The organism is Vibrio sp. SCSIO 43097, assembly GCF_023650755.1.
Lineage (GTDB): Bacteria > Pseudomonadota > Gammaproteobacteria > Enterobacterales > Vibrionaceae > Vibrio > Vibrio alginolyticus.
On sequence record NZ_CP071840.1, the window covers coordinates 3257863 to 3272288 of the forward strand.

Consider the following 14426-nt stretch of genomic DNA (forward strand, 5'->3'; position numbering starts at 1 on the left):
CTGGCTTAGGCTCAATTATTGGAAGTCTTGCATGTTCCAGTTGCCAATATCTGCAGCTGGACCTTCTCCACCCTCTTGGCCATCTGCGCCTAGAGTGAAGATATCGATTGTACCGTTATCACCTGGGCTTAAGTATTGGTACTGGTTGCCCCAAGGGTCATTAGGAAGACGTTTGATGTAACCACCATCACGGTAGTTGCGTGGCTCTGGGTTAGATGGCTTGCTAACCAATGCTTCTAGACCTTGGTCCGTTGTTGGGTAAACGCTGTTGTCCAACTTGTACATATCTAAGGCATTTTCCAACGCGACAATGTCCGTAATCGCTTTTTGTTGGTCTGCCTTCTCTTTGTTACCCAATAGGTTTGGAACAACAAAACTTGCCAAAATACCCAGGATAACTACAACAACCATCACTTCTAAAAGTGTAAAACCCTGTTGTTTACTACGCTTAAACTTCATTTTTTTCTCCGAAAGTTAGATTAAAGCCATGCCGTTAGTAGACACGTCTTAATTCGAAATTATCCGCTCATCAAGTTATTCATTTCTAGCATTGGCATCAAGGTCGCCATCACAATGAACAACACTAATCCAGCCATTAATGCAATCAGCGCAGGAGTAAACACACCCAGAGCAATATTGACTGTTGATTCAAAGTTTTGATCTTGGTTATCGGCTGCCCGCGTCAACATGCTCTCTAATTCACCACTTTGCTCACCACTGGCGATCATGTGTAGCATCATTGGTGGAAACAAGCGGGTTTGGTCCAACGCCTTACGCAAACTAGCGCCCTCTCGAACGTTATCCGCTGCAAGCAACACTTGCTGCTTCACATAACGGTTAGACATAACATCTACCGCAACGCGCATACCCTCGAGAATTGGAATCGCACTGGAAGTACAGATCGAAAGTGTTCGCGCGAATCGTGCGGTATTCAAACCTCGAGAGATCTTACCTATTAGCGGTAAGCTCAAGATTTTTCTGTCCCAAGCTAAGCGAAAGTCTGGCTTTTGCAACGCCAGTTTGAGGCCATAGAAAAGCGCCACCAGCACAACGAAAATAATCAGCCCCCAACCTTGCACAAACTCACTGGCTGCCAGTAAAAATTGCGTCGATTGAGGTAACTCTTGGCCCATCTGAATGATGGGTTCAATGATTTTAGGAACCACTGTCGCCAATAAGAACGAAACGATGACAACCGCGAATACCACCAAAACTACAGGATAAATCATTGCTTGAAGCAATTTAGATCGCATCTTTTGGCGGTTTTCGACATAGTCTGCCAAACGCTCTAATACGGTATCGAGGTGACCTGATTTTTCGCCCGCCGCAACCATGGAGCGGTACAGTTCATCAAACACGTGTGGGTAATCGGCAAAACTGTCGGCGAGCGGATAACCCTCGGTTACTTTCGAGCGAACCGCAGCCAACATAGAACGAATCCTCGGCTTTTCAGCCTGCTCAGAGACCGCACGCAAACACTCTTCCAAAGGCATTCCTGATTGGACTAGCGTAGACAATTGCCGTGTGATGAGTGCCAGCTCAGATGTCGAGATGCCGCGCTTAAAGCTGACTGAACCTGAAGACTTAGCCGATTTAGCTTTCGTCTCGACCACTTCAATCGGGATCATCCCTTGCTCTTTGAGTCGCTGGCGCACTTGTCGGGCGTTGTCCCCTTCTATCGTGCCTTTTTTATGCTTGCCTTTTGCATCTAGCGCTTTGTACTCAAATGCCGCCATTAGGTTTCCTTCGTCACTCGCATCACTTCTTCAAGTGACGTAATACCACGACGTACTTTGCTTAAACCATCACTGCGAATACTTGGCGTATGGGCGCGAACGGCTCTCTCAATTTCTTGTTCACCAGACTCTCGATGAATCAACTCTTGCACTTGCTCATCAACCATAATGAGCTCGTGGATACCTGTTCGACCTCGGTAGCCTTTTTGGTTGCACGCTTCACAGCCTTTTGCTCGGTGCAGTTCTAACGGTTCATGCGCTTCCATACCAAACAGTTTTTTCTGTTCCGCATCGGCTTCATACGGCTCTTTACAGCTTGGACAAAGCGTTCGAACTAAGCGCTGCGCTAGCACCCCTAATAACGAAGAAGAAATAAGGAATGGCTCAATACCCATATCACGTAGACGCGTAATCGCACCCACTGCGGTGTTGGTGTGGAGAGTAGACATTACCAAGTGACCCGTTAAGGACGCTTGCACTGCAATTTGTGCGGTTTCTAAGTCACGGATCTCACCGACCATCACCACATCCGGGTCCTGACGCAGAATGGCACGCAAGCCGCGCGCAAACGTCATATCGACCTTTGGGTTCACCTGAGTTTGACCGATGCCATCAATATCAAATTCGATCGGGTCTTCAACCGTTAGAATGTTGCGCTCGTTGCTATTGATCTCTTGCAAGCCAGCATACAAGGTGGTGGATTTACCAGAACCTGTCGGGCCCGTCACCAAGATGATACCGTGAGGGCGGCCAATCAAGTGACGGAAGTTGTCATGCACTGAAGGTGTCATGCCCAAACTATGTAAATCAAGACGAGTCGCGTTTTTATCCAACAAACGCATTACCACGCGCTCACCATGTGAGGACGGCATCGTAGATACACGCACGTCCACCGCACGACCACCGATACGCAACGAAATACGGCCATCTTGAGGCACACGCTTTTCTGCGATATCTAGTTTAGCCATAACCTTCACACGAGAAACTAGCAAAGGCGCTAGCTTACGGCTTGGAGTCAGGACTTCACGCAATACGCCATCGACACGGAAACGAATCGAAAGGGTTTTCTCGAACGTCTCAATATGAATATCCGACGCACCTTCTTTGATCGCTTCGCCCAACATGGCGTTGATCAATTTGATGATTGGCGCATCGTCTTCCGATTCTAATAAGTCTTCATCGTGCGGCAGTTCTTCAGCCAAAGAGAAGAAATCATCGCTATCAGCACCAATATCTTCCATCAACTGACGCGCTTCAGACGAGTCGCGTTGATATGCTTCGGTCAGCTTTTTATCAAAGGCTTCTTTATCGATAGGTTGCGGTACGAAGCTTTTCTTTAATACACGACGGACTTCAACCAGAGCCGCAGGGTTAAGCGGCTCGACATAGTAAAGAATAGGTGGACGCTCAGGATGCTCTGTCTCCAGCACCAGTTTAAAGCGGTTGGCAAAACTGAATGGCAGACGACGCATACTTGGCGCTGTGTCTAACATATCAACCATTAGTTGTTTTCCATTTGATCAATAAACGCTTGAATCTCTGTTGGGTGCTGACGCTCCTGGCCAAAGGCTGGCATAACCGGGATCTTCTCGTCTGCCATCAACTTCAACCCTTGATCCGCTTTATAAAGCTGTTCTGCGCGAATAAAGTTGTATTTACGCTGCGTAATACCGTCAGCCGTCACACCATCGCGAATAATCGTCGGCTTGATGAACACCATCAAGTTACGTTTTTCTGTTTGCGTGCTAGTTGACTTGAACAGATGGCCAAGTACCGGAATGTCACCCAATAGCGGCACTTTAGACTCACTTTCAAGTGCGCGTTCATCGACCAAACCACCAAGAACCAACATCTGACCATCTTGGATCATGACAGAGGTGTTTAACTGTCGTTTAGCAAAGCGAACGTCAACCGCACCGTTTGCGCCTAATACGTTGGAAACTTCTTGTTCAATGTTTAACTGTACAGAGTCACCTTCGTTAATTTGTGGCACTACTTTGAGTTTGATACCGACTTCTTTACGGTCAACCGTTTGGAATGGGTTGTCGTTGTTTGAGCCAGCCGTAGAGCCCGTAATAACCGGAACCTCTTCACCCACAATAAATGATGCTTCGCCATTATCCATTACGGTAATACTCGGAGAAGATAGAATGTTTGAGTTGGAGTCAGAAGCAACAGCACTAATTAGCGCTGTCCAGTCACCCATGACAATACTCATTGCCGCACCATTTACTCCGCTAAGCGCTGACGCTAGCGTAGAGTAGTCACCTGATTCAGTAACATCATATGGCGTTCGTTCGCCATTAGAGTTGGTATAGTATTCAGTGCGGGTTTGATCTTTTGCTTCTTCTAGACCAACCATCACCTGACCAATCGGGGCTCCTGAGTTACCGTACTGAATTACAGCACCCGTTTCTAACGAACCCCACTGAACACCTAGGTTAATACCATCACCTTCAGACATTTCGACAATTAACGCTTCAATAAGAACCTGAGCACGACGAATATCGAGTTGAGAAATGACGTCTTGTAATGCCATCATAATATCTGGTGGCGCTGTTAAAACTAACGAGTTAGTTGCAGCGTGAGCAGCAATGACGACCTCACCACGCGATGCACCTGATGTTTTCTGACCGGCTTGCTTTTCAGCTTGCAGGTTATCGGAAACACCTTTCAATACATCCACCAAGTCTTCAGCTTTCGCATTTTTCAGGTACACAACTCGGTTGTTACCTTTTGTCGCCATTTCAACATCAAGTTGACGAATCAAACGTTTCAAGCGGGCTCTTACTTTTGGATCACCAGAAATTAAAATCGCGTTAGTACGTTCATCGGCCACAATTTTAGGTTCAAGGAACTCTGGCGTGCTTTTCTGATTCGCACTTTTATTCAGTGCTTCGACAATGCGTACCATTTCAGCAGCAGATGCATTACGCAGCTCCACCAATTCAATTTCTTTATCACCGGCTTGGTCAACACGCTTGATGATCTCTGCTAAGCGATTCACTACTGCCGCACGACCAGTAATCAAGATAATATTCGCTGGATCATAATGAACCACGTTACCGGCACCGGCGTTATCAATCAGCTGACGAAGTAGAGGAGACAACTCACGGACCGACACATTACGCACCGCGACAACTCGAGTGATAACACTATCGCCTTGCGCGCTGCCATCACCTAACACAGGGATTGCTGAGGTTTTTGAGTCTTTTGCTTTGATAACCTTAAGTACCCCATTGTCCATCTCTACGACTGCGTAACCGTATACTTCAAGGACATTAAGGAAAAAGCTGTAATATTGCTCTTCGTTAAGTACGTCATAGCTGCGGACATCGATCTTACCGCGTACTGAAGGATCAACAATGATGGTCTTTTCGAGGTTACGACCCACTATGTTGATGAATTCTTGAATATCAGTGCCTTTAAAGCTCGCACTAAATTCGTTTGCCATTGCACCTGGTACGCAGAGTAAACTTCCTGCTAGTAGCCAAGCACTTTTGCTGAACCAATGTTTCACGTATGTCTCCCTGAACTTACGCCGGTTGCCTAAGTCTTACAATTGGATATAGATATCGTACTGTTGGCCGTCTCGCTCAACAGTTAAATTTAATTCTTGCGGATCGCTCATCACTTGCATCAGTTGTACTGAAGAAGACGGGTCACTTAAATCGATCCCGTTCAGTTGAACCGCAATATCGCCAGGTTGTAGCCCTACATCATTAAATAATGCGGCATCACGACCAGGTGATACTCGATAACCAACAATGTCTCCGTCTTTTTTGACGGGTGAAATGGTGATGTATTTAAAAACGCTTTGTGGATCTTTCGCAATTTCCTCGCGGATTTGCTCTAATTTCTCTCCAACGTCAGACGTCGCTGCTTCTGCTCGCTGAGCTTGCGCCCTAGCTACCTGCGGCGATTCAGATAGCTTCTTATATTCTATACCTTCCATCATTAAGGTCTCGTCTCGACCTTGGTTATCAATGATGACGCGATCCACCAATACCGCTTTTAGTGTCGCACGTGTCCCTTCGATTTCTTCACCCAAACCGTACGTAGCTTGCTTACCTCGGTTAGCAATAACAGCAAGGCTGGTGTTGGCATCACTACTTGCAACCGCACCGACCAGCGTAAGGTTAAGGCGCGTCTTAGGGGCGTCTTTAACAATAGGCTGTTCTACAACCGCCGCTTTTTGCTCAGTGTATTTACCGAATAGGTTGGCATTCTGAAGGGCATTAAAATCTATCGCGTCGCCTTTATTGCTCGCAGCAACGCTACTCGCCGATGGACGCCATTGCGGCACTTCCGACGATTGAGGTATGGCTAACCACACAATTTTGCCAAGTATCCATCCTGTTATCGCAATAAACAGACAGGTAAGCAACAAGCTAAGTTTGGCTTGAATGGTATAATGATTGGACTTGATCTGAGCCAGTAGCGGTCTGCTTGATAATCCTGCACTTAGCTCTAAACGTTTCACTGAATGGATTCCTTTATTCTAACGTCCGTCATTTAAGCTATAACGATAGCTATCGACTTTAAATTGCTAAATTTGCAATAAAATTATTACTCAACAAAGAGCAGTGAACTATATCACAAGTTGTCTTTCATACCTTTTTCTTATGCAGTTTTTGCCAACTCCCTTGAAAAAAATACGCCTTGACTCCATCTGTAGGTGAATAATCCATCACTCATTGCCGTATTCGGGCAGTGATTAGATAGCGTAGTGTTCTATGAGTTCCCTAAATGAAGCCGTTAGGCTAGATAAATGGCTATGGGCCGCAAGATTTTACAAAACCCGCTCCATCGCACGTAACATGGTCGATGGCGGTAAAGTCCACTATAATGGCCAACGAAGCAAGCCGAGTAAAATCGTTGAAGTGGGCGCTGAAGTCAGACTTCGTCAAGGCAACGAAGAAAAAATCGTGATCATCGAACAAATCTCAGATCAACGCCGAGGCGCTCCCATCGCACAAACCTTATATCGCGAAACCAATGAGAGTATCGCGAAACGTGAGGAACACGCGACTCAACGTAAGCTTAATGCCCACAACCCAAGTCCGGAACGCCGCCCAGATAAAAAGCAGCGCAGAGACATCATTAAGTTCAAACACCAATAAAAGCCGGAATTACCAACGAGGAAAGCACTCCATGGCAAATAATGTTTTAAACCGCTACCTATTCGAAGATCTTTCAGTACGTGGCGAGTTGGTACAATTGGATGAAGCGTACCAACGTGTTATCTCCAGCAAGGAATATCCGGCAGCAATAGAGAAACTGCTGGGTGAGCTACTCGTTTCAACTACTCTTTTAACTGCCACTCTTAAGTTCGAAGGTTCGATCACCATCCAGCTACAAGGCGACGGTCCTGTGTCTCTTGCCGTTATCAACGGTGACCATAACCAACGTGTTCGTGGCGTAGCTCGCTGGGAAGGCGATGTTGCCGATGACGCAAACATTCACGATCTAATGGGTAAGGGCTACCTTGTGATCACCATCGAACCGAAAAACGGCGAGCGTTACCAAGGCGTCGTTGGATTAGAAGGTGACACTTTAGCAGAAGTGCTAGAAGGCTACTTTGCAAACTCAGAGCAGTTAAAAACGCGCCTATGGATCCGCACTGGTGAGCATGAAGGCAAAGCACACGCAGCAGGTATGTTGATTCAAGTGATCCCTGACGGCACTGGCTCTCCAGATGATTTCGAACATCTAGAGCAGCTCACTGACACAGTAAAAGATGAAGAATTGTTTGGTTTAGAAGCGAACGAGTTATTGTATCGACTATATAACCAAGACAAAGTACGTCTGTACGAGCCGCAACCTGTCGAGTTCCATTGTGGCTGTTCTCGTGAGCGTAGCGGTGCAGCAATCATCACCGTTGAGAAAGCTGAAATTTATGACATTTTGGCAGAAGTTGGATCAGTTTCTTTACATTGTGATTACTGTGGCACAACTTATACGTTCGACGAATCTGAAGTCACTGAACTGTATGCACAAGCTTCTACGGACAAGAAAACCCTGCATTAATTTACATAGCTTATCAAGCACGTAATTTACCCTACAAAAGGCCAGCTTAATGCTGGCCTTTTTGTGATCAACCCCTCGTAATAACTAGCCTCAAGCGTAATAAAACAACTGCTTAATTTTAAACAATTAATAATGATTTTGCCCTAGCGCAAAGGATTGCGTGCACGATAGACTATTCCCACCAATATGTGACGGGTTACCTAAAACCTTATTGAAATCATGGGCAAATTTTGAGCTATCTCCCTGTTTTCTCCCCGCCCCGTTGCTAGCATGGTGAGCAGATTAAAATTAAAACATTCTTACAAAATCCCTACAAAATCCTTATAAGGAGCACCTATGACCGTTATGGAACATACTAAGGCTGCAACACTTGATCTAACCAAGCACGGACTGCATAACGTAAAAGAGGTTATTCGCAACCCAAGCTACGAAATGTTGTTTGAGGAAGAAACGCGTGAAGACCTAACCGGTTATGAGCGCGGCGTGGTTACTGAACTAGGTGCGGTTGCCGTTGACACTGGCATCTTTACTGGTCGCTCACCAAAAGATAAATACATCGTCAAAGACGCTACGACAGAAGAACATATGTGGTGGACGTCTGATCAAGTGAAAAATGATAACAAGCCAATCACTCCTGAAGTGTGGGACGAGCTAAAAGAACTGGTCACAAACCAGCTTTCTAACAAACGCTTGTTTGTTGTTGACGGTTACTGTGGTGCAAACCCAGATACACGTTTGAGCATTCGTGTTATCACAGAAGTCGCATGGCAAGCGCACTTCGTTAAAAACATGTTTATTCGCCCGACAGAAGAAGAGTTAGCGACATTTGAACCAGACTTCGTAGTAATGAATGGCGCAAAATGCACTAATCCAAAATGGGAAGAGCAAGGCCTGAACTCAGAAAACTTCACCGTATTTAACCTAACTGAGCGCATGCAACTTATCGGTGGTACTTGGTACGGCGGTGAAATGAAGAAAGGTATGTTCGCCATGATGAACTACTTCCTTCCACTAAAAGACATCGCATCAATGCACTGTAGCGCTAACATGGGCAAAGATGGCGATGTAGCGGTATTCTTCGGTCTATCTGGTACGGGTAAAACGACCCTGTCGACTGATCCTAAACGTGCGCTAATTGGTGATGATGAGCACGGCTGGGATGATGACGGTGTCTTCAACTTCGAAGGTGGTTGTTACGCAAAAACCATCAAACTTTCGAAAGAAGCGGAGCCGGACATCTACAACGCAATTCGTCGTGATGCACTGCTAGAAAACGTAACAGTACGTGGCGATGGCTCTATCGACTTTGATGATGGTTCGAAAACAGAAAACACACGTGTTTCTTACCCTATCTACCATATCGATAATATCGTTAAGCCAGTATCAAAAGGCGGTCACGCGAATAAAGTGATCTTCCTATCAGCCGATGCATTTGGCGTACTGCCTCCAGTATCTAAATTGACACCTGAGCAAACTAAGTACCACTTCCTGTCTGGCTTTACCGCCAAACTAGCGGGAACAGAGCGCGGTATTACTGAGCCAACACCAACTTTCTCTGCTTGTTTCGGCGCGGCGTTCCTAACGCTCCACCCAACAAAATACGCGGAAGTACTGGTAAAACGCATGGAAGCAGCGGGCGCTGAGGCTTACCTAGTGAATACTGGTTGGAACGGCACTGGCAAACGTATCTCTATTCAAGATACACGCGGAATTATTGATGCCATTCTTGATGGTTCGATTGAAGAAGCACCAACTAAGCACATTCCAATCTTCAACCTTGAAGTACCAACGTCACTACCAGGTGTGGATCCTAGCATTCTAGACCCTCGCGACACGTACGTTGACCCACTTCAGTGGGAAAGCAAAGCGAAAGATTTAGCAGCGCGCTTTATCAATAACTTTGATAAGTACACAGACAACGCTGAAGGTAAATCTCTGGTTGCGGCTGGTCCTCAGATTGATTAAATCGAGTAACCGCGACGTCGCGTAAACTCAGTGAAAAGTTGGCATTAACTTATCACCTTTACGTAGGCCAAGTTACAAAAATTGCTTCAAGCCCCTCTTTTGAGGGGCTTTTTATTGAATACCACAGAATATTGATACAAGCTAAAGCCTATCTAGTTTTATTTAATAACACACGTAGGTTCTAGCAAAGATGAAAACAGCGCGTCGAGTTCTACTTCTGTTACTGGTTATCTTAGTTGCCATTCCGGCCGCTACGATTGCGCTGCTAACAACATCTTACGCGGACGCAACCTGGCGCTTGCTGTCAAACACCTTTTCTCTTCCCTTCCGGGCCGGAAGCGTGCGTTATGGCTTTCCCTATCACCTAACTTTACAACGCGTGAACACCAGCGGAGACGATGCGTCTTACATCGAGCAAGTCGATTTATGGATGAATCCCGATGTTTATCGCGATGGTAAATGGATCGTTGATAGTTTATTGATTGATGGTATGAGCTTGCAGTATGGCGCACCAAAGCTCCCTGCTTTAGAGAACGTATTATTCCATCAAATCGCGCTCAAAAATATTGATTACGCCGACGAGCAGTTCTCTGCCAATGGCATTGACCTTCAAATTCAATCACCACAATGGAATGGTCAATTAATACCATATGGCGAAGTTCAACTTGCAGCTGACCAACTCTATTGGAATGGCGAAGCCTTTAATCAACTCTTAGTCGATATAGACTACAAACCGCAAGACAGTACGCTTTATGGCACCTCTTTTAACTGGCGTAACAGTCAAATATCTGGGCAAGGGGAGCAGTATCCTCAAGGCTGGTCTTTAGTAAATGTGACCATCAACAAGCTGAAACTGAGTAATACGCAGCGCCAATCACTGCTTGCAAAACCTTGGCACGATCTACCATTTAGCATTAATCATATTAATAGCTTAGATTTGCTTAACGCCGATATTGAATGGGGCGACTGGCACTGGCAGAACTTGGATCTTTCTGTGGAAAACGCCACACTGCCACTGTCTCTCTGGAAGACAAAAGCTCAAGTGTCATTGCAGGCGGATAGCGTTCGATTCCAGCAGCAAACCGCAATAGAGCCACGTTTGAGTGCCGCTATCGAGCCAGGAGTAATCCAGCTCAACGAGCTCAGCTTAGATTGGCAGCAAGGTCGAGTGCAAGTTTCTGGATTGTTCACGCCAACACAATGGAAGCTCAAAGAAGCCTCTATTCAAGGCCTCAAGTGGGCAACACAGCCAGAAGACAACCTAAATTGGTGGCACGCCGCCACCAGCGAGTTAGAGCATGTTGCAATCGAACGACTCGACATTGAGCGCAGCCAAATTATCCAGCTATCTCACGAACCTTATTGGCAACTTTCCGGTTTAAATATCGAAGGGCAACAGCTTGATATTAAACAGTCGGCTCAACGTTGGGGCCTTTGGCAAGGCGAATTGGAAGTCAGCGTTGTCAACGCTAGCTATGACCAAATACTCACGTCTCACGCAGCACTTGCCATGCAAAGCAAAGATGGCTTTTGGCAATTGACTCGCCTTTTTGCGCCACTCGAGCAAGGCTACGTAGAAGGCATCGGACAAATAGATTTGAGTACCCCGAGCCAACCTTGGGCGCTCAACGTCAATGCTGATGGTATTCCCTTATCGCTCTTCCACGATTATTTTTTATCCGACACACTGGCTATTGATGGTTTTTCCGATCTTAGCCTCGATCTACAAGGGTTATCAGGTGATCGCAACATGCTGGCCTACAGCTTATCGGGTGAAGTGGAAGCCAATCTCCGAGATACCCGCTTGAATTCCCAAGCGGATCATTCGCTCAAAGCCATTACCTTAAGTCCACTGCGTTTAAGCGCGCAACGAGGGGAAGTTGCCATAAAGCCGGTCACAATTTCAGGAAAAGCCATAAGTGGTAAGGTTTGGGGAACATTTGATATGGCCAACAACCCGCTAAGTGGCATTACTTATCAATTGGAAGAGTCGTGCGGAAACATTGAAGGCGATCTACTAAGTGGTGAAACCCACCGTAATGAGTGCGTGAACGCATCAAAACTGGCCGAGCCTACTGATATTGAGACTCCACAGAAAAATGAACCTTCCATCGAGCAACCAATCGTGATTGATAACATCAACTTGGAGATTCAAGAGGAAGAGCTTTACGAAGAAGTTATCGAAGAAGATGAAGTACCCAACACGCATTCCGCAGCAGAAGAACAAATCCTCTCACCGACAGAGCAAGAAGGTGAAACAGATAAGCGCCCAGCAGATCAGTCGGCGCTTACCCCATCAGCAACTGAGTAACTGCGAGTAGTTCGGTATCAACATATAGGTACCGACAAAATCAACAGCTGGCGTGTCACCACTATAAATCACTACGTGAATAACGATGCGTGCTTTGCGTCCCGACTCCAATCGGTCTAGGTCACCACTGATCCCATCCAACGAAGTACTCGCCACGGGGTTTTGTTCGACTGGTTGACGATAGCGAATCGAGCTGTCGGCCAACACAATATCACCGTGCAGCCCACGCTCTTTAAGCAGCAGCCACGTCATCCCCCACCCTGTCAGGGTTGCTAAGGTAAAAGCTGACCCAGCGAACATGGTGTTATGCGGATTAAGGTTAGGATTAAGCTGCGCACAGCATTCAAACTGGTAACCCGTGTACTGGTTAATCTTGATCCCCATTTTGTCGCTAATTGGGATTTGTTGCTCCCAGCGCTGTTGAAGCTCAGTACACCATTCAGGGCGACGTAACACATTGGCCATCGGATCCAGTTGCTTCACCATTTGCTGATGGCGCACAGGGCCACGCTCATCGGTCAGCTCACCTCGACGCTCAAAGCCATTTTTTTCATAAAAGGCGATGGCATCTTCACGGGCATTACACACCAAGCGTTTCGCTCCTTCCTGGCGTGCTAACGACTCTAGTGCAACCAAAACCAGCGAACCCATCCCTTTGCTACGGCGATTATTTTTAACCGCCATATAGCGGATCTGGCCATCATTGTCCGGCGTAATGTATAAACGGCCAATCGCCATAGGACGACCTCGACCATCAACAATCATGCGGTGATGACTCATTTCGTCGTATTCATCGCGCTCTGAGCCGATCGGCATACGCCATGGCTCACGAAGCAGTTGCCAGCGAAACTGATAATACTTGTTTATCTGATTATCGGTTTTGGGAGTAATGAGTTTGAACATATCAATCCTTTGAAAGCACAACACTAATCAGTGTCGGAAAAATTACTCCAAGCCAATTCCATGAGCTTGGAGTTAAAGCTTAGACTATGGCGCCTGTGTTACCAGATTAGACCTGCAACCAAAACGTCACTGGACCGTCATTCACCAAAGACACTTTCATATCGGCAGCGAAGCGGCCACGCTGTGTGGGTAAGACTTCTTCACACAAGTCAGAAAAGTAATCATACAAGCGCTCTGCATCAACAGGATGCGCACCGCGAGAAAAGCCAGCTCGCGTGCCTTTTTTTGTATCCGCAGGCAGCGTAAATTGAGAAACCACCAGCACTTTACCTTCCACCTGTTTAACGTTCAGGTTCATCTTGCCTTCGTCATCTTCGAACACACGGTAGGTTGTAACACGCTCCATTAAACGCTTTGCTTTAGCTTCATCGTCGTCCTTCTCTACGCCCAATAAGACCAGCAGACCACGATCAATTTCTCCTACGACTTCACCATCCACACGGACGGCTGCTTCACTGACTCGTTGAATTAGCGCTATCACTACTCTCGCTTCCTTCATCTGTTAACTGAGATTCAGCGGTCGAGTGTATCATGTCTAAATCTTCACTCCAGTGCTCTCGCTCACCAAGCGCAGCCGTAACTTCCGCCCCCAATAACACGATCATCCAGCATAAATACACCCAAACAAATAAGATAGGAATCGCCGCTAACGCGCCGTAGATGAGCTGATAAGACGGAAACTGAGTGATGTAAAGCGCAAAGCCTTTTTTACTCAACTCGAACAGTATCGCGGCGACTGCTGCCCCCATGGCACCATGAGCGAGGTGTACTTTTTTATTCGGCACTAGAATATACAAGCCAAGAAAAGCAAAAAAGGACAGCAACAACGGTAGCCAACGCAGAAATAAATTAAACGCACCAGATAATGTCTCGTTCTCTAAAATTTGCAGCGAAGTCACGTACGACGTCGCCGCAATACTCGCACCGACCATGATCGGCCCTAACGTGAGTACCATCCAATACATAGAGAATGAAAAGACTAAACGGCGCTTGTCTTTAACTCGCCAAATGTAGTTTAAGTTCTTATCAATGTTGGAAATCAGCATGACCGCTGCGATGAATAAAAACCCACCGCCAACCGCGCTCATTTTGCCCGTATTCGCCACAAATTCCTGTAATGCCGTATGTACAGCTTCTCCAGAAGCTGGCACAAAATTCTCAATAATGTAGCCTTGCAGCACCTCACCAACGTTCGCAAAAACGGGAAATTTCGACAATATTGATAACAATACCGTCAGCATTGGCACGATGGATAACAAGGTAATGTAGGCAAGATAGCCCGCGTTCACATTCACACGGTCATGCGTTAATCGCTTAAGAAGATACTTAAAAAACGCGACGCAACTTGGCAGTAGATTGATTAATCTCGCCTTGTAACTCTCTGATAACTGGTTCATAGTTCATCCCATAATTAGCGCCGA

The 14426-nt window shown here is 46.4% G+C and carries 12 protein-coding genes; 4 read left to right on the forward strand and 8 right to left on the reverse strand.

Annotated elements, in window-relative coordinates; translation table 11 throughout:
• Positions 1–15 precede the first annotated feature (15 nt).
• The 5 genes from gspG to gspC are packed head-to-tail and all read right to left on the reverse strand — an operon-like array spanning position 16 to position 6219.
• A complete protein-coding gene (gene gspG, locus J4N40_RS15705; protein WP_005379298.1) occupies positions 16–459 on the reverse strand; it encodes a type II secretion system major pseudopilin GspG in 444 nt (147 codons plus the stop codon).
• A gap of 59 nt (positions 460–518) precedes the next feature.
• Entirely contained in the window at positions 519–1736 is a 1218-nt protein-coding gene (gspF, locus tag J4N40_RS15710; protein WP_025768303.1) for a type II secretion system inner membrane protein GspF, read from the reverse strand.
• Positions 1736–3238: a type II secretion system ATPase GspE gene (gene gspE, locus J4N40_RS15715; protein WP_005379296.1), complete on the reverse strand. Its 1503-nt coding sequence runs from the start codon at positions 3236–3238 to the stop codon at positions 1736–1738. Before gspE ends, gspF begins: the two co-directional genes overlap by 1 nt.
• Entirely contained in the window at positions 3238–5256 is a 2019-nt protein-coding gene (gene gspD / locus J4N40_RS15720; RefSeq protein ID WP_005379295.1) for a type II secretion system secretin GspD, read from the reverse strand. Before gspD ends, gspE begins: the two co-directional genes overlap by 1 nt.
• A gap of 36 nt (positions 5257–5292) precedes the next feature.
• Positions 5293–6219, reverse strand: coding sequence for a type II secretion system protein GspC (gene gspC, locus J4N40_RS15725; RefSeq protein WP_005379294.1), 927 nt, complete (start codon positions 6217–6219; stop codon positions 5293–5295).
• A gap of 253 nt (positions 6220–6472) precedes the next feature.
• Between gspC and hslR the strand changes: the two genes are divergently transcribed.
• The 4 genes from hslR (at position 6473) to J4N40_RS15745 (ending at position 12042) form a co-directional block, all read left to right on the forward strand.
• Positions 6473–6859 (forward strand): ribosome-associated heat shock protein Hsp15, encoded by a 387-nt coding sequence (gene hslR, locus J4N40_RS15730; RefSeq protein WP_005379292.1) that lies wholly within the window; start codon positions 6473–6475, stop codon positions 6857–6859.
• Between the two features lie 31 nt (positions 6860–6890).
• Complete coding sequence (gene hslO / locus J4N40_RS15735) at positions 6891–7766, forward strand: Hsp33 family molecular chaperone HslO (RefSeq protein WP_005379290.1); 876 nt, start codon at positions 6891–6893, stop codon at positions 7764–7766.
• A 336-nt stretch (positions 7767–8102) separates the two neighbouring features.
• Complete coding sequence (gene pckA / locus J4N40_RS15740) at positions 8103–9731, forward strand: phosphoenolpyruvate carboxykinase (ATP) (protein WP_005379288.1); 1629 nt, start codon at positions 8103–8105, stop codon at positions 9729–9731.
• A gap of 190 nt (positions 9732–9921) precedes the next feature.
• A complete protein-coding gene (locus J4N40_RS15745; protein ID WP_213972341.1) occupies positions 9922–12042 on the forward strand; it encodes an AsmA family protein in 2121 nt (706 codons plus the stop codon).
• On the opposite strand, the gene J4N40_RS15750 is transcribed toward J4N40_RS15745, so the two are convergent.
• From J4N40_RS15750 to J4N40_RS15760, 3 genes are all read right to left on the reverse strand, one after another.
• Positions 12028–12945 carry a bifunctional GNAT family N-acetyltransferase/hotdog fold thioesterase gene (locus J4N40_RS15750; protein WP_005379283.1) on the reverse strand — a complete coding sequence of 306 codons (918 nt, stop codon included), beginning with the start codon at positions 12943–12945 and terminating at the stop codon, positions 12028–12030. The two genes, J4N40_RS15745 and J4N40_RS15750, sit on opposite strands and share 15 nt — an antisense overlap.
• Positions 12946–13051: 106 nt before the next feature.
• Complete coding sequence (gene dtd / locus J4N40_RS15755) at positions 13052–13486, reverse strand: D-aminoacyl-tRNA deacylase (RefSeq protein ID WP_005379282.1); 435 nt, start codon at positions 13484–13486, stop codon at positions 13052–13054.
• Positions 13458–14402 carry a virulence factor BrkB family protein gene (locus J4N40_RS15760; protein WP_005379281.1) on the reverse strand — a complete coding sequence of 315 codons (945 nt, stop codon included), beginning with the start codon at positions 14400–14402 and terminating at the stop codon, positions 13458–13460. Before J4N40_RS15760 ends, dtd begins: the two co-directional genes overlap by 29 nt.
• Positions 14403–14426: the final 24 nt, after the last annotated feature.

Coding starts and splice junctions, on each gene's coding strand:
- J4N40_RS15750 (WP_005379283.1), bottom strand. CDS start 12,945: ATGTTCAAACTCATTACTCCCAAAACCGATAATCAGATAAACAAGTAT.
- gspF (WP_025768303.1), bottom strand. CDS start 1,736: ATGGCGGCATTTGAGTACAAAGCGCTAGATGCAAAAGGCAAGCATAAA.
- pckA (WP_005379288.1), top strand. CDS start 8,103: ATGACCGTTATGGAACATACTAAGGCTGCAACACTTGATCTAACCAAG.
- J4N40_RS15760 (WP_005379281.1), bottom strand. CDS start 14,402: ATGAACCAGTTATCAGAGAGTTACAAGGCGAGATTAATCAATCTACTG.
- gspG (WP_005379298.1), bottom strand. CDS start 459: ATGAAGTTTAAGCGTAGTAAACAACAGGGTTTTACACTTTTAGAAGTG.
- hslO (WP_005379290.1), top strand. CDS start 6,891: ATGGCAAATAATGTTTTAAACCGCTACCTATTCGAAGATCTTTCAGTA.
- gspE (WP_005379296.1), bottom strand. CDS start 3,238: ATGGTTGATATGTTAGACACAGCGCCAAGTATGCGTCGTCTGCCATTC.
- J4N40_RS15745 (WP_213972341.1), top strand. CDS start 9,922: ATGAAAACAGCGCGTCGAGTTCTACTTCTGTTACTGGTTATCTTAGTT.
- hslR (WP_005379292.1), top strand. CDS start 6,473: ATGAGTTCCCTAAATGAAGCCGTTAGGCTAGATAAATGGCTATGGGCC.